This window comes from Streptomyces sp. Root431 (assembly GCF_001426585.1).
Taxonomy (GTDB): Bacteria; Actinomycetota; Actinomycetes; order Streptomycetales; family Streptomycetaceae; genus Streptomyces; species Streptomyces stackebrandtii.
Genome location: NZ_LMEI01000013.1, coordinates 646,762 through 664,197, shown reverse-complemented (window position 1 = coordinate 664,197; position 17,436 = coordinate 646,762). Strand labels below are relative to the sequence as shown.

At 73.5% G+C, this 17,436-nt stretch carries 14 protein-coding genes and 1 tRNA gene; 3 read left to right on the top strand and 12 right to left on the bottom strand.

What is annotated here, in order from left to right:
* Nucleotides 1-31 precede the first annotated feature (31 nt).
* Nucleotides 32-457 (top strand): SSI family serine proteinase inhibitor, encoded by a 426-nt coding sequence (locus tag ASC82_RS28450; protein ID WP_056653908.1) that lies wholly within the window; start codon nt 32-34, stop codon nt 455-457.
* A gap of 164 nt (nt 458-621) precedes the next feature.
* Complete coding sequence (locus ASC82_RS28445; protein ID WP_056653905.1) at nt 622-4,386, top strand: PAS domain-containing protein; 3,765 nt, start codon at nt 622-624, stop codon at nt 4,384-4,386.
* A gap of 66 nt (nt 4,387-4,452) precedes the next feature.
* Here the strand turns inward: ASC82_RS28445 and ASC82_RS28440 are convergent, their stop codons facing one another.
* From ASC82_RS28440 to ASC82_RS28390, 11 genes are all read right to left on the bottom strand, one after another.
* Nucleotides 4,453-6,105, bottom strand: a complete 1,653-nt coding sequence (locus ASC82_RS28440; RefSeq protein WP_056653903.1) for a long-chain fatty acid--CoA ligase — start codon at nt 6,103-6,105, stop codon at nt 4,453-4,455.
* Between the two features lie 212 nt (nt 6,106-6,317).
* Entirely contained in the window at nt 6,318-6,875 is a 558-nt protein-coding gene (locus ASC82_RS28435) for a SigE family RNA polymerase sigma factor (protein WP_024759589.1), read from the bottom strand.
* Between the two features lie 203 nt (nt 6,876-7,078).
* Nucleotides 7,079-8,167 (bottom strand): DUF1906 domain-containing protein, encoded by a 1,089-nt coding sequence (locus ASC82_RS28430; protein ID WP_242427811.1) that lies wholly within the window; start codon nt 8,165-8,167, stop codon nt 7,079-7,081.
* A 160-nt stretch (nt 8,168-8,327) separates the two neighbouring features.
* On the bottom strand, nt 8,328-9,494 hold the full coding sequence (locus tag ASC82_RS28425) for a lipid-transfer protein (protein WP_056653896.1): 1,167 nt from the start codon (nt 9,492-9,494) through the stop codon (nt 8,328-8,330).
* Nucleotides 9,491-9,874: a MaoC family dehydratase gene (locus ASC82_RS28420; protein ID WP_056653892.1), complete on the bottom strand. Its 384-nt coding sequence runs from the start codon at nt 9,872-9,874 to the stop codon at nt 9,491-9,493. The genes ASC82_RS28425 and ASC82_RS28420 overlap by 4 nt, the downstream gene beginning before the upstream one ends.
* Nucleotides 9,871-10,902, bottom strand: a complete 1,032-nt coding sequence (locus ASC82_RS28415; RefSeq protein ID WP_056653890.1) for an acyl-CoA dehydrogenase family protein — start codon at nt 10,900-10,902, stop codon at nt 9,871-9,873. Before ASC82_RS28415 ends, ASC82_RS28420 begins: the two co-directional genes overlap by 4 nt.
* A 1-nt stretch (nt 10,903) precedes the next feature.
* Nucleotides 10,904-11,872: a bifunctional MaoC family dehydratase N-terminal/OB-fold nucleic acid binding domain-containing protein gene (locus ASC82_RS28410; RefSeq protein ID WP_056653887.1), complete on the bottom strand. Its 969-nt coding sequence runs from the start codon at nt 11,870-11,872 to the stop codon at nt 10,904-10,906.
* Nucleotides 11,869-13,035 carry an acyl-CoA dehydrogenase family protein gene (locus ASC82_RS28405; RefSeq protein WP_056653885.1) on the bottom strand — a complete coding sequence of 389 codons (1,167 nt, stop codon included), beginning with the start codon at nt 13,033-13,035 and terminating at the stop codon, nt 11,869-11,871. Before ASC82_RS28405 ends, ASC82_RS28410 begins: the two co-directional genes overlap by 4 nt.
* A 340-nt stretch (nt 13,036-13,375) precedes the next feature.
* The gene (locus tag ASC82_RS28400) at nt 13,376-13,681 is read right to left on the bottom strand and encodes a hypothetical protein (RefSeq protein ID WP_055642378.1); all 306 of its coding nucleotides are present in this window, start codon (nt 13,679-13,681) and stop codon (nt 13,376-13,378) included.
* A gap of 388 nt (nt 13,682-14,069) precedes the next feature.
* Nucleotides 14,070-14,594: an O-acetyl-ADP-ribose deacetylase gene (locus tag ASC82_RS28395; RefSeq protein ID WP_056653882.1), complete on the bottom strand. Its 525-nt coding sequence runs from the start codon at nt 14,592-14,594 to the stop codon at nt 14,070-14,072.
* Between the two features lie 78 nt (nt 14,595-14,672).
* Nucleotides 14,673-14,757, bottom strand: a tRNA-Ser gene (locus tag ASC82_RS28390).
* Between the two features lie 164 nt (nt 14,758-14,921).
* On the opposite strand from ASC82_RS28390, the gene ASC82_RS28385 reads away from it, so the two are divergent.
* Nucleotides 14,922-15,842, top strand: coding sequence for an MHYT domain-containing protein (locus tag ASC82_RS28385; protein ID WP_056653878.1), 921 nt, complete (start codon nt 14,922-14,924; stop codon nt 15,840-15,842).
* A gap of 54 nt (nt 15,843-15,896) precedes the next feature.
* On the opposite strand, the gene ASC82_RS28380 is transcribed toward ASC82_RS28385, so the two are convergent.
* Nucleotides 15,897-17,375: a trypsin-like peptidase domain-containing protein gene (locus tag ASC82_RS28380; RefSeq protein ID WP_056653875.1), complete on the bottom strand. Its 1,479-nt coding sequence runs from the start codon at nt 17,373-17,375 to the stop codon at nt 15,897-15,899.
* Between the last annotated feature and the right edge of the window lie 61 nt (nt 17,376-17,436).

Here is a 17,436-nt window from a genome sequence, read left to right as displayed (position 1 = left end):
CCGCCGTACACCGCCGCTCCTGGAGATCCGTATGTTGCGCCGTCTCGCCCTCGCGACCCTCGCCACCGCCGCCGCCGGGTCCGCCGGGCTCGGCCCCCTGCCGCCGCTGCCCCTGCTCTCCCCGCCCGACACGCTGACCGTGACGATCGCCGAGAGCGGCAGGCCGGCCGCCGACGGCACGTTCGAGCTGACCTGCGACGACCGGGCCGGCGGGACGCACCCGGACGCCGAGGACGCCTGCGCGCGGCTCGAGCAGTTCGCGAAGGAGGGTGTGAACCCCTTCAAGCCCGTTCCGCAGGACGCGTTCTGCACCCAGATCCACGGGGGGAACGCCGTCGCGCACGTCACCGGCACCTGGCAAGGCCGCAAGATCGACGCGCATTTCTCCCGCGTCAACGGCTGCGAGATCGACCGCTGGGAGAACCTCCGACCGTTCCTGCCCACGCTCGGGCAATGACAGTGGCAAGGGCGCGCGTGATGGCACGGGCAGGGCGCGCGCAATGAAGGGCGGGCGGCGGCTCCCTTAGACTCCCTCAGTGACAGGCTGCGGCCCGAGGGGCAAGATGGGGCCCGCCTGCCGACAGGCAAGCACGTGCAGTGGGTCAGGGAGGAACCGTCGTCGTGAGCAGCAGGCCATCCCGAGGCGCTGCTCGCCTCGCAGCCATACTCGACGCCCTCCCCGACGGCCTCGTGCTCGTCAACTGCAACGGCACGGTCGTCAACGCCAACACGATCGCCCTCGGCATGTTCGAGACCCCCGGCACCGCGCTCGTCGGCCGTGGCCTGCTCGATCTGCTGCCCGGCTTCGACTCGCGCCTCATCCCCGGCTCCATGCGCCGCCCCGAGGGCACGGACGAGCGCGGCCGCACCAAGCCGACCCGGATGATCGCCCGCCGCACGGACGGCAGCGAGTTCCCCGTCGAGGTGACCAGCGCCAGCCTGGAGGACGGCCGCGAGGCCTACGACTCGTACAGCGGCTACACCGGCGACGAACTGCTCATGCTCGTCGTGCGGGACCTCACCGGCACCCTCGACACCGAGGCCGAACTCGCCCGCTCGCAGCGCCAGACCGAGATGATCCTGCGCGCCGCGTCCGAGGGCGTCGTCGGCACGGACACCGACGGCCGGGTCGTCCTCGTCAACCCCGCCGCCGCGCAGATCCTCGGCTACCGCGCCGGTGAGCTCGGCGGCCAGGAGCTGCACCCGCTGATCCTCGCCACCCGCGCCGACGGCGAGCCCTTCCCGTACGAGGAGTCGCCGCTCGCCGACACCCTCAAGTCCGGGCGCAAGCACCGGGTCCGCGGGCAGGTGCTGTGGGCGAAGAAGGGCGACCGGGTGCCGGTCGACCTCACGACCGCTCCCGTCCGGGACGGCGACCAGCTCGTCGGCGCCGTGATGACCTTCACCGACCGCAGGCCGTACGAGCAGCTCACCGAGGAGCACGCCGCCGAGCTCGCCGACCGCGCCGAGCGGCACGCGGCCGAGCGGGAGGCGCAGCAGGAGCGGTACGCCTCGCTGGCCGCCCGGCACGAGCAGCTGACCGCCGTCCTCGCCGAGTCGCTGCGCGGGCCCCTGGAGGAACTGCGCACCCGGCTGGGCGCGCTCGCCGCCGACGACGCCGGGCAGCTGTGGCCCGAGGCCAACCAGGTGCTGCACCATCTGACCGCCGGATACGCCCGGATGACGGCGCTCGTGGACAACGTCCTCGGCTACCAGCGCCTGGACTCCGGCGCGGAGAAGCTCGACCGGCGGGTCGCGCTGCTCGACGGGGTCGTGACGGCCGGCATCGACGCGGCCGTCGAGCTGATCGGGCCCGGCCGCGCGCAGTTCGCCGTGCACGCGCCGCCGATCGAGGCCGATGTGGACCCGGACCGGCTCGCGACCGCGCTCGCGCACCTCGTCGCGGACGTCGCCGGCGTCGACGCGACCGGCAAGAACAGGGCCGCCGCGCAGGGCGCGGGACCGGTCGACTCCACGATCGTCGTCGCGGCCGCCCAGCGCGGGGACGTCGTACGCATCGAGGTCCGCGGCCCGTACGCGGGCGGCGACCCGGTCCACGGGCCGGTCGTGCGCGGGATCGTGGCGGCGCACGGCGGTGTCGTGCAGACCCACGAGGTACCGGGTACGAGCGGCGGCGCGTACGTCCTCGAAGTCCCGCTCGGGGCAGGGCGGGGGACCGTCCCCGCACCTGCGGCCCCGCCCGCGTCCGTACCCGCTCTCGCTTCCGAGCCGAAGTCGCCGGACTCCGGTGCACGGGAGGTTCCGGCGCTGCCCGCGCAGGCCACGGGCGCGGAGGGCGAGACCTCCGGCGGCGGCCGTCGCCGGGCCCGACGCGCCTCCACGGACGCCTTCCTGGAGAGCCCGGTCTCCGCGGAGGGCACTGAGGCGAGCGGCCGACGCCGCGCCCGTACGGGAGAGTCGTCCGGCCCCGCCGAACTGATCCCTGCCCAGCAGAACGCCGCCGTGGCCGCGATTTCGGCACCGGCCCCATCGGCTCCGGGTTCGGCCCCGGTTCCGGCTGCCCCCGTCGTCGAGCCCACCGGGCGCCGTCGGGGTCGTCCCGCCGAGGGGTCCGTGGTGACCGCCGCCGAGGGCGCGCAGGGACGGGCCGCGCTGGGCGCCGCCGTGCCGCCGCAGGGTGTCGCCGCGGAGCACGCGAACGCGCCCGTGTCCGCCCACGGTCCCGCCCACGGTCCCGCCCTCGCCCTGCCCGCCGTCGCCTCCGGCGGTGACGTGCCCGCCGCCCAGCCGAGCGGGCGCCGCCGCCGGGCGCTGGCCGCCGCGCAGGAGCGGGCGGCGGCGGCCGAGGCCGGGCCCCGGACGCCGTTCGCGCTTCCGCCGGCCGACGCGGACCGCCCCGATTCCGTCCCCGCTCCGGGTCCCGCTCCCGCTGCGGTTCCGGTCTCCGCCGCGCTGCCCGTCTCCGACGAGGGCCGGCACGAGGCCGTACGCGGTGTCCCGGGCTCCGACCACACGCCCCCGCAGCCCCATCCGCACCTCGCGCAGCAGCCTCAGCCGCTGCCCGAGCCGAGCGGCCGCCGCCGGGCCATGGCGCCGCCGGCGCCCGTACCCCCGTCGGCGACCCCGCTGCCGGGCGCCGTCCCGGCCCCCGCGCCCGCGCCGCTGCCCGCGCCGCAGAGCGTCACCGGTTCCGGGACGGGCACCGGCTCCGTACCGCTGCCGCCCGAGCTGCCGATGCCGAAGGACTCGACCCAGGGGCGGGCGTTCAGCGTGCGCACCCTCGGGCAGGGCGTTCCCTTCGTCCCGCCGACGGCCGCGTCCGGCGCTCCGATCACCCCGGCCGCTCCGTCCGCTCCGATCGCGCCTCCGGCTCCTGTCGCGCCTCCCGCGGCGCCCGTGAGCTCCCCCGCGCCCTCCAACGGCTCCGGGCGGCGGCGCAAGCTCGCCACCCCGCCGGAGGTCGACCCGCCGGCGCCGGCCGCGCTCCCCGCACCGGCCGCCGCCGAGAACACGGCCAAGCCGCACCCGCAGTCCTCCCCCGAGGCCGCGCTCGGGCTCTCCCCGGCCGCCCCCGAGGGCCGCGCCTACGCCATAGGGGCGCCCGCGGAGGGCTCCGCCGAAGGCCCCGAGCCGCTCGACGGCCCCGGTGGCGCGGTCGAGGTCGCCAACCGTCCCGCGCCGCGGCCCGTCGACGACGAGCTGCCCCCCGAGCCGCTCGACAACCCGCGCCGGCTGCTCGTCTGGCCCGCGCCCGACGTCTCCACCCAGCAGGCGCTCAGCGACCGCGGCTACCGCCCGGTGATCGTGCACTCCCGCGAGGAGGTCGACGCCCAGATCGCCGCCTTCCCGGCCGCGCTCTTCGTCGACCCGCTGACCGGTCCCATCACCCGTACCGCGCTCCAGTCGCTGCGCCAGGCCGCCGTCGCCGCCGAGGTGCCGGTGCTGCTCGCTGCCGGTCTCGGGCAGGCGACCCGGGAGGCCGCCTACGGCGCCGACCCCGCCGTACTCCTCAAGGCGCTCGCGCCCCGCGACAGCGAGCAGCACCCGTCCCGGGTCCTGCTGATCGAGGAGCACGACGACATCGCGGAGGCGCTCGCCGCCACCCTGGAGCGGCGCGGCATGCAGGTCGCCCGCGCGGCCACGGACACCGAGGCGGTCACGCTCGCCACGCAGACCCGGCCGAACCTCGTCGTGATGGACCTGATGCAGGTGCGCCGCCGACGGGCCGGGATCATCGACTGGCTGCGCGCGAACGGGCAGTTGAACCGCACTCCGCTCGTTGTCTACACCTCGGCCGACCTCGACGAGGAGGAGCTGCCGAAGCTGTCCTCCGGCGAGACGGTCCTCTTCCTCGCCGAGCGGTCGAACAGCACCGAGGTCCAGGCCCGGATCGTCGATCTGCTCGCGAAGATCGGCACCAACTAGGCATGCGGACGGGGGCGGGAGGGGCCTAAGCCCTTCCCGCCCCCGTGCCCGTCCACTTCGCCGTGACTACAGCTGCGTCACGTCCAGCTCGCCCTCCGCGTACTGCCTGCGGATGACCTTCTTGTCGAACTTGCCGACGCTCGTCTTCGGCACCGCCGGCACGATCGCCCAGCGCTCGGGCAGCTGCCACTTGGCGATGCCGCCCTCGGTCGCGAGGAAGGACCGCAGCGTCTCGTAGTCCGCCGTGGCCCCGTCCGTGAGGACGACGGTCGCGAGCGGCCGCTCGCCCCACTTCTCGTCCGGTACGGCGACGACGGCCGCCTCGGCGACCTCCGGGTGCCCCATGAGGGCGTTCTCCAGGTCGACGCTGGAAATCCACTCGCCGCCGGACTTGATGACGTCCTTCGCACGGTCGGTGAGGGTGAGGAAGCCGTCGGGGCTGATCACGCCGACGTCGCCCGTCTTGAGCCAGCCGTCCTCGCTGAACTTGTCGGCCGGGCGGATCTCCTCGCCGTCGACACCGCCGAAGTACGAGCCCGCGATCCAGGTGCCGCGCACCTCCAGCTCGCCCGCCGACTCGCCGTCCCAGGGCAGGTGGTCGCCGCCGGGGCCGACGAGCCGCGCCTCGACTCCGGCGGGGAAACGTCCCTGCGTGACGCGGTACGGCCACTCCTCCTCGGCGCTCAGGCCGGCCGGCGGGTGGGCCATCGTGCCCAGCGGGGAGGTCTCGGTCATGCCCCAGGCGTGGCAGAGGCGGACGCCGAGCCGGTCGTAGGCCTCCATGAGGGAGGGCGGGCAGGCCGCGCCGCCGATGGTGACCTGGGCCATGGAGGAGAGGTCGCGGGGGTTCGCGGTGACCTCGGCGAGCAGGCCCTGCCAGATGGTGGGGACGGCCGCCGCGTGGCTCGGCCGCTCACGCTCGATCATCTCGGCGAGCGGAGCCGGCTGGAGGAAACGATCCGGCATGAGCATGTTGATGCCGGTCATGAAGGTGGCGTGCGGGAGGCCCCAGGCGTTCACGTGGAACTGCGGCACGACGACGAGGGTGGTGTCCCTGTCGGTCAGGGCCATCGACTCGGCCATGTTCACCTGCATGGAGTGCAGGTAGATCGAGCGGTGGGAGTAGACGACGCCCTTGGGGTCGCCGGTGGTGCCGGAGGTGTAACACATGGCCGCGGCGGAACGCTCGTCGAGCTCCGGCCAGTCGTACGTGGTCGGGCGGCCGGCGATCAGCTCCTCGTAGTCGTGCACGCGCGGCGCGATGCCCTCGAGACCGGAACGGTCCCCGGGGCCCGCGACCACGATGTGCTCGACCGTCGGAAGGTGCGGGAGCAGCGGGACGAGGAGCGGCAGCAGGGAGCCGTTGACGAGCACGACCCGGTCGGCGGCATGGTTGACGATCCACACCAGCTGCTCGGGGGGAAGACGGAGGTTGAGGGTGTGGAGGACCGCGCCCATGGAGGGGATCGCGAAGTACGCCTCGACGTGCTCGGAGTTGTTCCACATGAGGGTCGCCACGCGCTGGTCGCCGGTCACCCCGAGTTCGTCGCGCAGGGCGTTGGCCAGCTGGTGGGCGCGTGCTCCGGCCTCCGCGAACGTGCGGCGGTGCGGCTCCGGCTCGCCCGTCCAGGTGGTGATGGTGGACTTTCCGTGGATCGTCATCCCGTGCTTGAGGATGCGGCTCACGGTCAGCTGTACGTCCTGCATGGTGCTGTACACGGGGCGTCCTCCCGGTGGGCGCTACGTGGCAGAAAGGGTGTGGAGATTCTGCGCACGTACCGCGCGGTATGTCACTACCCGGGAGTACGTAAATTGCCAGTGATCACTGGCGGAAGTCGCTCTTTCCTGCGCTTTCCCTGCGTTTCCCTACGCTCTTCCTGCGCTCTTCCTGCGCTCTTGCTGCCCCTTCGCACCGGGTCCTCGTCGGGTTCTCACCGCACGGGCGTCAGCTCCGGGTCCTCGCGGAGCTTGCCGAGCGCCCGGGACACCGCGCTCTTGACCGTGCCGACCGAGACGCCGAGCACCTCCGCCGTCTGGACCTCGCTGAGGTCCTCGTAGTACCGCAGGACCACCATCTGACGCTGGCGCTCCGGCAGCTTCATCACCGCGCGCCACATCGCGTCGTGCAGGACCTGGCGGTCGGCCGGGTCCGGCTCCGGGAGCCCGGCCGGCTCCGGCAGCTCCTCGCAGACGAACTCGTCGACCTTGCGCTTGCGCCACTGCGACGTACGGGTGTTCAGCAGCGCGCGCCGGACGTAGCCGTCCAGGGCGCGGTGGTCCTCGATGCGTTCCCAGGCGACGAACGTCTTGGCGAGCGCGGTCTGGAGGAGGTCCTCGGCGTCGCAGGGGTTGGCGGTCAGGGAGCGGGCCGTCCGCAGCAGCACGGGACCACGGGCCCGTACGTACGAGGAGAACGACGGGTACGGCACGTGACCGAGGGCGGCCTTCGAGGCGCCGGTGCAGACGGGGCCAGAGGGTGGCGGAGTCATGACTCCACGCTAGAAGCGCACCGTGCCCGGCGGATCGGCCCCAGGTCCCGAACCGGGGTCCGCCTCAGGTCGGAGGAACGGCGACGGCTGGACCTCCTCTGGGTGGAGTCGCCCCACCGAAGGCCTCAGGGTCGAGACCGGATCGAACGGGAGCCGAACCGGGGTCGGGGGAAGGCTGAGGCGGGGTCCGGGCGTGCCGGGTGTCAGTTGCCGGTCGTCGTGACGCGGGCGACCGGCGCGTCCACCGCGTTGCGGTCGATGAGCATCCGGCGTCCTCCGTAGGACTCGGCGACGTTCCCCGCGTACTGGTGGATCCGGGCGTGCGGCGTCCAGGCCTCCGGGTGCAGCGACGTCTCGGTGTACAGCGCGGGCGTCCCCCGCCAACGCGCGAACCACATCACGGACGGCAGGTCCTGCGTGCCCGCCTTCCGCTGCCCCTCGATGTGCCGGACCCCGGTGTCGGCGCTGCTGTAGAAGCCGGGCAGATAGCCGAGGCGCCGCACCTCGCGGTTCCAGGCGCGGACGAACGAGAGGGTGGTGGCGGCACAGCTCGTGTCCTCCACCTGGTAGGCCTCGATGTCCAGGTAGAGCGGACTGCTCGTGCCGATCCCCAGGGCCCGCGCCGCCCGCACCGCCTCGCCCGCCTCCCGGACGCCCTGACTCCAGGGGGTGCCGCCGATGGCGTACGGCCGCTTCGCGGCGGCGTAGACGCACGGCGCCTGGGAGCCGACGAAGAGCGGCAGCAGCCGCCAGCCCATGGCGTGGGCGGAGGCGACCCAGGCGGGGCTCAGCTCCTTCTGGGTGGGACAGCCCCGCCCCCGGCCCCCGAAGTAGACCCCGACGGCCCGGTACGGGGAGTTGAGCCAGGCCTTCATCACCGCGAGCGACGGCGCCTCGCAGGTGTCGAAGGCCTTGCCCGCGAAACGCGGCGCGGGCTCGGCGACGACGGGCGCGGCGGGGACGGGTGCGGCGGGGATGGGTGCGGCGGCGGGTGCGGGTGCGGCGGCGACCGACTCGGCACGGACAGGTGCGGCGACGGCGGGTGGGGCGGCGACGGGTGCGGGTGCGGGTGCGACGACGGGTGCGGCAGCGACGACGGGTGCGGCAGCGACGGGCTCGGCAAGGGCGGGCTCGGCGACGGCGGGTGCGCCCGGAGCGGGGGCCGCGGCCGGAGCCGGGGCCCCTGCCGGGGCCCCTGCCGCAGCCACGGCCGTGGCGCGGGCCGTGGCGCGGGCCGGGCCGCCGGCGAGGAGGGCCGCGCCGGCCATCGCCACCACCAGGGCGGTGACCACGGTCCGCGCCCCGGGAGGCGGCGCGGACCGTGCGTGCGGCGGGCGGACGGGCGACGACGGGGCCGGCGAACGGGTCGGTGGACGCGAGGGCGGCGCGTGAGTGCTCATGGCGCCAGTGGAGGGCCGCCCGCTCCGCCCGGCCACCGCTGGGGCCCTCGCGTCAGCCGTCCGTGCCCAGGATCAACCCGGACGTGGGAACCCCCGTACCCGCCGTGACCAGAGTCCGGGCCGCGCCGGGTATCTGGTTCACCGAGGTGCCGCGCACCTGCCGCACCGCCTCCGCGATGCCGTTCATGCCGTGCAGATAGGCCTCGCCGAGCTGACCGCCGTGGGTGTTCAGCGGTATCGCGTCGGCCGCGACGAAGTCCGCCGCCTCCCCGGGACCGCAGAAGCCGAACTCCTCCAACTGCATCAGCACGAACGGCGTGAAGTGGTCGTAGAGGATGGCCACGTCGATGTCGTCCGGCGTGAGGCCCGCGGTCCGCCAGAGCTGCCGGGCGACCACCCCCATCTCCGGCAGCCCGGTCAACTCGTCCCGGTAGAAGCTGGTCATGGCCTCCTGCTTCCGTCCGGCGCCCTGGGCCGCCGCCAGGATCACGGCGGGCGGCCGCGGCAGATCGCGAGCGCGCTCGACGGAGGTGACGACGATCGCCTGGCCGCCATCGGTCTCCTGGCAGCAGTCGAGGAGCCGCAGCGGCTCGACGATCCAGCGCGAGGCGGCGTGGTCGGCGAGGGTGATCGGCTTCCCGTGGAAGTACGCGGCGGGGTTGCGGGCCGCGTACCGCCGGTCGGTGACGGCGACGTGGCCGAAGGCGTCCGGGGTCAGCCCGTACGTGTGGAGGTACCGCTGGGCGGCCATCGCGACCCAGGAGGCCGGGGTGAGCAGCCCGAAGGGCAGCTGCCAGCCGAGCGCGGCGCCCTCGGCGGAGGGCTCCCGCTGCTGGACCCCGGAGCCGAAGCGGCGTCCGGAGCGCTCGTTGAACGCCCGGTAGCAGACGACGACTTCGGCGACCCCGCCGGCGACGGCGAGCGCCGCCTGCTGGACGGTGGCGCAGGCGGCCCCGCCTCCGTAGTGCACCCGGGAGAAGAAGGACAGCTCGCCGATGCCGGCGGCCTGGGCGACGGTGATCTCGGGGTTGGTGTCCATGGTGAAGGTGACCAGGCCGTCGACGTCGCCGGGGGTCAGCCCTGCGTCGTCCAGGGCGGCCCGTACCGCCTCGGCGGCGAGGGAGAGTTCGCTGCGGCCCGAGTCCTTGGAGAACTCCGTCGCCCCGATGCCGACGACGGCCGCCCGGCCGCCGAGGCCGTCCTTGGTGCGGACGCTCATCGCGCCACCTCCACGGTGACCGTCCCGGTGACATGGTGCCCCAGGCCGTTGGCCCCGACGACCCGGACCGTGGCCGTGTCCCCGGCCACCTCGGTGACCGTCCCGGTCAGGGTCATGGTGTCCCCGGGGTAGTTGGGGGCGCCGAGCCGGATGGCGACCCCGCGGAGGGCGGCACGGGGGCCGAAGTGGTCGGTGATGTACCGGCCGACGAGCCCGTTGGTCGTGAGGATGTTCATGAAGATGTCCGGGGAGCCCTTCTCCCGGGCCAGTTCGGCGTCGTGGTGCACGTCCTGGTAGTCGCGGGAGGCCACGGCCCCGGCGACGATCAGGGTGCGGGTGATCGGGATCGTCAGCGGTGGCAGCTCGTCCCCGGGCTTCATGACGGGTCTCCCTTCGCGAGCAGGTCGCCGAGTTCGGCGAGGAGTTCGGTGCCGCAGCCCAAATAGGCGTCGAGCTGCCGGCCCCACAGGAAGTGCCGGTGGACGGGGTGGTCGAGGTCGGCGCCCATGCCGCCGTGGAGGTGCTGCCCGGTGTGGACGACCCGCTTGCCCGCCTCGGACGCCCACCAGGCGGCCGTCAGGGCGGCCTCGGTGGCGTCCAGGCCCTCGTCGTGGCGCCAGGCCGCCTCGTAGGCCGTGACCCGGATGGCCTCGGTGTCCATGTGGGCGTCGGCGGCGCGCAGCTGGACCGCCTGGTGGGTGGCGAGCGGGCGGCCGAACTGCTCGCGTACGGAGGTGTACTCCACGGCTCTGGCGAGGGACCCGGCGCACACACCCGCCTGGAGCCCGGCGAAGGCGACGCGGGCGGAGGCCAGCACGTCCTCGTAGGCCCCGGGGCCGGTGCCCAGCCGCTCCCCCGCCGTCCCGTCGAGCACGAGCCGCCCCGCCGACCAGGGCGCGGTGAGCTCGACGGGCTCGATGCGGGCCGCGTCCTCGGTGCGGACGAGCCACAGGCCGCGCTCCGCGTCCGGTACGAGGACATGGGTGGCGTCCCTGAGCCACGGCACCCAGTCGACGGCCCCGCCGAGCCGCCCCTCGCGCACCGTGACCCTGCCGGTCGCGGGGAGGGCGCCCGTCACCACCGTCGTACCGTCGCGGAGGCCCGGCAGGAGCCGGGCGCGCTGCTCCTCGGTGCCGTGCCGGGCGACGGCGAGGATCCCGTACACACAGCTCGCGGCGAGCGGGACCTGCGCGGTCGTGCGTCCCTGCTCCTCCAGGAGGAGGACGAGGCCGAGCAGCCCGGTCTCCTCGACGGCGCCGGGGAGGCCTGCCGCGCAGAGGGCCTTCCACAGCTCGGCGTCACTGCCGCTGCCGGCGGCCGCGAGCCGCTCGTGGGTGGCGAGGTCGCCGAAGATCCGTGCGGCCAGCTCCCGGACGGCGTCCTGCTCCTCGGTGGGGGTGAAGTCCATGTCAGCCCTCCCCTCCCGCGCGGAAGACGGGGAGCTCCAGCTCGTCGTCGACCCGCAGGAACTCCAGCCGCACCGGCATCCCGATCCGGACCTTGTCGTACGGCACGCCCACCACGTTGCTCACGATCCGCACGCCCTCGGCCAGTTCGACGAGCCCGACCGCGTACGGCGGGTCGAAGGCCGGGAAGGGCGGGTGGTGCATCACCACGTACGAGTAGACGGTCCCGGCGCCGCTCGCCTCGACGGTGTCCCACTCCGGCGAGCCGCACTCGGCGCACCCCGGAAGCCAGGGGAGCCGCAGGCTCGCGCAGCCACCGCAGCGCTGGATGAGCAGCCGGTGCGCGGCCACGCCCTCCCAGAATCCGGCGTTGTCCCGGTTGACGACCGGGCGGGGCCTCCGGGGCGCCGCCGCGGCGGTCTCCGGGGTCCGCTGCTCGGGCTTCGAGGCCCGCTGTGCGGGCTTCGGGGGACGTCCCGCGGGCGCGTACTTGAGGATCCGGAAGCGGTGGGTGCCCGCGAGCTCGCCGTCCGCCAGGACGTCCATCCGGGTGGTGACGAAGTGCCCGGTACCGAGCTTGGTCGTCTTGCGTGGCGACACGGATTCGATGACGGCGTCGAAGGTGATCGCGTCCCCCGGCCGCAGCGGCCGGAGGTACTCCTGCTCGCAGTCGGTCGCGACGACCGAGGTGTACCCCGCGCCGTCGAGCAGCGCGGACAGCTCGTCGTAGGCCTCGGAGCGGCCGGCGTGCCCGGAGAGGCCGCCCATGGTCCATGCCTGGAGCATGGTCGGGGGCGCGACCGCCCCTGGCCCCTCGTACGCCGGGTGGGCGTCCCCCATGGCCTCGCACCAGTGCCTGATCATGGGCAGGTTGACCGGGTCCTTGCCGACTCCGGCGGTGGCGGCGGACCGCCCCTCGTAGGCGGCGAGCCGCTCGTACAGCTCGTCCGGTGGCGTCTCCGTACCGCTCATCGCCGCCCCCTCCCCTTCATGCCGAGCCGCATCCTCGCGACGATCTCGCGCTGCACCTCGCTCACCCCTCCCCCGAAGGTGTTGATCTGCGCGGCGCGGTTCATGCGCTCCAGCTCGCCGCCGTCGAACTCCCCCGGCGAACCCGCTCGCACCGTCCCCGCCCCGCCCGCGATCTCCTGACATATTCGATACACCTCGACCGCCGATTCGGTTCCCGCGAACTTCACGCCGCTCGCGTCCCCCGGGGCCAGCCGGCCGGCCCCCACGTCCCCCACCAAACGCCAGTTGAGCAGGCGCGTTGCCGCCAGCCGGGCGTGCGCTTCGGCGGCCCGAATCCGTATCCACGGCTCGTCAACACGGCGCCTGCCCGTCACCGGATCGGGGGTGCGCGCCCGGTCGAGCGCCGCCGCGAAGAAGTCCTCGGCCTGCATGCCGATCGCGGCGAGCGCGACCCGCTCGTGGTTGAGCTGCTCGGTGATCAGCCCCCAGCCGCCGTGCTCCGGCCCGACGAGGTTCCCGGCGGGCACCCGTATCCCGTCGTAGTAGGTCGCGGTCGTCGTCAGCCCGCCGACGGTCGCGATCGGGGTCCAGGAGAAGCCCGGCGCGTCGGTGGGCACGAGGACGATGGAGATGCCCCGGTGCGGCGGCGCGTCGGGGTCGGTGCGGCAGGCGAGCCAGATCCAGTCGGCGTTCTGGGCGTTGGAGGTGAAGATCTTCTGCCCGTCGATCAGCCAGGCCGCGCCGTCCCGCACCGCGCGCGTCCGGAGGGAGGCCAGGTCCGTGCCGGCCTCGGGCTCGCTGTAGCCGATGGCGAAGACGGTCTCGCCGCGCAGGATCCGGGGCAGGAAGTAGTCCTTCTGCTCGTCGGTCCCGTACTTCATCAGGGTGGGCCCGACGGTGTTGAGGGTGACCATGGAGACGGGGGCGCCCGCCCGGTAGGCCTCGTCGAAGAAGACGAACTGCTCGTCGGGGCCGCGCCCCTGACCGCCGTACTCCTCGGGCCAGCCGAGACCGAGGAGCCCGTCCGCCCCGATCCGCCGGAGCAGCCGGCGCTGGGCGGCGGCGTCGTCGGGGGGAGGCGGGCCGTCGGGCATCACCTCGCGGAAGTACGCGCGGAGTTCGGCGCGCAGCCGCAGCTGCCGCTCGGTCGGGGCGAGGTGCACGGCGACGGCCTCCCGTGGGACGACTGAGGTTTCTGACTGTCCGTCAGATTCAGGACCCCTGTCAAGGTCGGCGACGCACGCCCTGGGGTGAGCGGTAGACGTTCGGACCCTCCGGCACACGGTCGGCGTTCGCACGCACCCCTGTACCGGCGCGCGCCCCTGTACCGGTACGCGCCCCATACCGGCGCGCACCTCTGCACCGGCGAGCGCCCCCGAACCCGGGGGCGCGAAACGCGAGACGGCCCGCACGCCGGTACCGAAGTACCGGCGCGCAGGCCGTCGTTCGTCGTTCACACCGCGGTCAAGCCCCCCGTCGGGCCGGCTCCCGTGCTACTGCCGACTACCACCACGGGTAGAAGTTCACCACCGCGTTCGACTGGTCGATGTGGGTGAACGCGGAGCCGTTCACGCTCGCCGTGTTGTTCTGGTTGGAGGCACCGGAACCGGTCGCCACCTGCTGCGTGGTGGTCGAGTTTCCGTTGTTGTCCCCACCCACACCGCTGCCGATGATCGTGGCGACGCTCGTGTTCGATCCGTCGTCCGCGAACCCACCGTTGTCGGCCTGGGCCACCCCCGTGAAGAGCGCGGCGGCGAGGGGCAGGGCGGCGGCAGCGGCGAGAACGCGGGCGGTACGGATGCTTGCCATGTCTGTTCCTCCGGGAACTGAAACTGATGCTTTGCACGGAACTGCTTCGAGAACTTCTCTGAACTACAGCCATTACCCAGGCAGTTGGCCGACCGCCTCGGTCGTTGTGCTCGACGTCGCGAATCCAGAGTTGCCCACCGAATCCCCGTCGAACCACCCCGGAGCGGCTTATTCCCCCGCAAGCGTGAGGACAGGCTGATAAACCCCGGCGAAGCGAGAACGGCGCAGCTCAGCCGGTCGATGGGAGGTGAGCGACCGGGAGGATCCGTGCGCGGTAAGGGAGGAAGCGTTCCGGCAGATTTTCCGCCAATCTTTCTCTCGGAAAGACGTCCCGGCGAGTCCCGGGAACGCGCAATTCGAACGCAATCACCGTCCAGACAAATGCGTTCTACGAAAAGTCCTGCCTGCCGACCGCCGCCTCGAAGGCCGCGTACGCCCCCGCATCGAAAAGCACGAACCGCACCTCCTCCACCTCGGTACGGGCGGCCCGCACGGTCTCCACGGCGATCCTGGCCCCGTCCCCCATCGGCCAGCCGTAGATCCCGGTGGAGATCGCCGGGAACGCGACCGTACGAGCCCCCAGCTCGTCGGCGATCCGCAGGGATTCGCGATAGCAGGAGGCCAGCAGCGCCGACCGGTCCTCGTCCCGCGACCAGACCGGCCCCACGGTGTGGATCACGTGCCGGGCCGGCAACCGCCCCGCGGTCGTCGCCACCGCCTGACCGGTCGCCAGCCCCTTGCCGTAGTGGGAGCGCCGCAGGTCCTGACAGGCGGCGAGGATCTCCGGCCCGCCCTTCCGGTGAATGGCTCCGTCGACGCCCCCGCCCCCGAGCAGCGACGAGTTCGCGGCATTGACCACCGCGTCCACCGCCTCGGCGGTGATGTCCCCCTGCACCAGCACGATCCGCACCACGCCAAGACCCCTTCATGCGAAAAGGGGCGCCTCTGACGAGAGGCGCCCCTTGCGATCAGCGTGGACGCTGATCCGGTGCGGTGGGTGTGGGATTTGAACCCACGGTGACTCGCGCCACGACGGTTTTCAAGACCGTTCCCTTAGGCCGCTCGGGCAACCCACCCTCGCCCCTGCCCACCTGGGGTGGAGCGGGCTACAGCGTACCGGCTGGGGAGCGGGGTGGGGCTGGGTCGGCCGGGGAGGGGGCTGAGTTAGAGTCGCTTGTTCACAAGATCTCCACATTTGAGTTTCGCGGCGTGCGCCGCGCGATTCCCGAAGGGTTGCAGGGTGCACGGCACGATCGACGGCTTCAGCTACGGCATGGTCACGCCCTTGGTGGGTTACGTGATGGCCTGTCTGGGAAGCGCCCTGGGTCTGCGTTGCACGGTCAGGTCCCTCAGCACCGACCGTGCGCGGAAGCCCGGTTGGCTGGCGCTCGGCGCGGCCTCCATCGGATGTGGCATCTGGACGATGCACTTCATCGCCATGCTCGGCTTCCAGGTGCGCGAGACGACGATCTCGTACGACGCGTCCCTGACGTTCCTCAGCCTCCTCGTGGCCGTGCTCGTCGTGGGCGTCGGCGTCTTCATCGTGGGCTACCTCGGCGCCCGGCCGGCCCCGCTGCTCGTCGCGGGCGTCTTCACCGGACTCGGCGTCGCCGGCATGCACTACCTGGGCATGGCGGCCATGCGGATGACCGGACAGCTCGGCTACGCCCCCGCCGTCGTCGTCGTGTCCGTGCTCATCGCCGTCGTCGCGGCGACCGCCGCGCTCTGGGCGGCGGTCTCGATCCGCGGCTTCCGGGCCAGCCTCGGCGCCAGTGTCGTCATGGGCGTCGCTGTGACCGGCATGCACTACACGGGCATGGCCGCCGTCAGCGTGCGGGTCGACGAGGCTTCGCACATCACCGACGGTTCCTCGCTCCTGAACGTGCTGCCGATGCTCGTCGGTCCGCTGATCTTCCTCGTCCTGGCCGCGGCCGTCGTGATGTTCGACCCGCTGCTGATCATGGGCGACGACGAGCCGCGCCGCCCCGCGCACCGGAAGCCCACCCGGGACGGCGAGTTCGACGCCGCGCGGATCGACATCGGGGACGTCGTCGGCGCCGGGGATTTCGTCGTCGCCGGGGAGGGGTCTTCGTCCTGGGAGGCGACCCCTGAGGTCCTCGACTCGTACGGCTCGTACGGCTCGCACGGAGGCCGGCGGTAGGGGGCGGGGTGAGCGGGAGCGCCTGGTGCCGGCGCTCCCACTCACAGGCCGGCCCTAGCTGTCGCCCGTGCGTTCGCCGAGGGTGACCGTGGCCGTGGAGGCCTTGCCGTCGCGCTCGTAGGTGATCTTGACCGCGTCGCCCGGCTTGTGGGTCCAGATCTCGCTGATGAGCGTCGGGCCGCTGTCGATCGCGTGACCGCCGAAGCCCGTGATCACGTCGCCGGCCTTGAGGCCCGCCTTCGCCGCCGGGCCGTTCGGGGTGACCGAGGCGGTGCCGCCGGTGCCCTGGGACGCGATCGTCGCTCCCTCGCCCTGCTCGGTCATGTTCACGGTCGCGCCGATCACCGGGTAGACCGGCTTGCCCGTCTTGATCAGCTGCTGGGCCACGTTCTTCGCCTGGTTGACCGGGATCGCGAAGCCCAGGCCGATCGAGCCCGCCTGCGACTGGCCGAAGCCGCTTCCGGTGGACTGGATGGCCGAGTTGATGCCGATGACCGCGCCGCTCGCGTCGAGCAGCGGGCCGCCGGAGTTGCCCGGGTTGATCGAGGCGTCGGTCTGCAGGGCGCTCATGTACGAGTTGCCGCCGCCCGAGCCGTCGCCCGAGGCCACCGGGCGGTTCTTGGCGCTGATGATGCCCGTCGTCACCGTGTTCGACAGGCCGAAGGGCGCGCCGATCGCGATCGTCGAGTCGCCGACCGCCACCTGGTCGGAGTTGCCGAGCGGCAGCGGCTTCAAGCCCTTCGGGGCGCTCTTCAGCTTCAGGACGGCCACGTCGTAGCCCTGGGCCCGGCCGACGACCTCCGCGTCGTACGTCTTGCCGTCGGAGAAGGTCACGGAGAGCGTGCCGCCGTCCGCCGCCGACGCCACCACGTGGTTGTTGGTGACGATGTGGCCTTCCTGGTCGTACACGAAGCCGGTGCCCGTGCCGCCCTCGCTCTCGCCCTGCGTTCCGCCGGACTTCGCCTGGATCGTGACCACGCTCGGCAGCGCCTTCGCCGCGACCGCGGCGACCGTGCCCGGGTCGCGCTTGAACGACGCGGGTGCCTCGCCCGAGGAGACGGTGGTCGAGCCGGTGCCGCCGCCGTCGCCGCGCTCGGCAGCCCAGTAGCCGATGCCGCCGCCGACGCCGCCCGCGACGAGCGCCGCGACCAGGACGGCCGCGACGATTCCGCCGGTCCGCTTGCGGGGCGCCTCGGGGGCGTGGGGTGCGGGCGGGAGGGGGGCGCCCCAGGCCGGCACGGCCGGCGGGGGCGGAGGCCAGCCACCGTCACCGGCAGCAGCCGTCGCGGCCGCCGGAGCCGCCGCGGGGACGGCGGGGGGAGCGGGCGGCGGGGGAGCCATGGGAGTCGCGACGGTCGCGGGCTCGGCAGCCGGGGCCGGGGCGGGCGCCGGGGCAGGGGCCGGGGCGGGGGCCTCGGCCGTCTTCTCCGTCACCGCCTCCACCGGCGGGGTCGGAGGTACGGGAGGCGTCGGAGGGGCGGACGGGGCAGTCGGGTCCGCCGGAACCGCCGTGCCCTCGTTCTCGGTGCTCACAGCTCGCTCTCCTCGTTGACTGCTTGTTGGCTTCTCGATGACTGCGCGGGGTGGTCGTGGG

What these genes read in the sequence shown, in the direction of transcription:
- ASC82_RS28450 (WP_056653908.1), top strand. Translation starts at nt 32, where the DNA reads ATGTTGCGCCGTCTCGCCCTCGCGACCCTCGCCACCGCCGCCGCCGGG.
- ASC82_RS28435 (WP_024759589.1), bottom strand. Translation starts at nt 6,875, where the DNA reads ATGACTCCGCCACCCTCTGGCCCCGTCTGCACCGGCGCCTCGAAGGCC.
- ASC82_RS28425 (WP_056653896.1), bottom strand. Translation starts at nt 9,494, where the DNA reads ATGAGCGTCCGCACCAAGGACGGCCTCGGCGGCCGGGCGGCCGTCGTC.
- ASC82_RS28420 (WP_056653892.1), bottom strand. Translation starts at nt 9,874, where the DNA reads ATGAAGCCCGGGGACGAGCTGCCACCGCTGACGATCCCGATCACCCGC.
- ASC82_RS28415 (WP_056653890.1), bottom strand. Translation starts at nt 10,902, where the DNA reads ATGGACTTCACCCCCACCGAGGAGCAGGACGCCGTCCGGGAGCTGGCC.
- ASC82_RS28410 (WP_056653887.1), bottom strand. Translation starts at nt 11,872, where the DNA reads ATGAGCGGTACGGAGACGCCACCGGACGAGCTGTACGAGCGGCTCGCC.
- ASC82_RS28400 (WP_055642378.1), bottom strand. Translation starts at nt 13,681, where the DNA reads ATGGCAAGCATCCGTACCGCCCGCGTTCTCGCCGCTGCCGCCGCCCTG.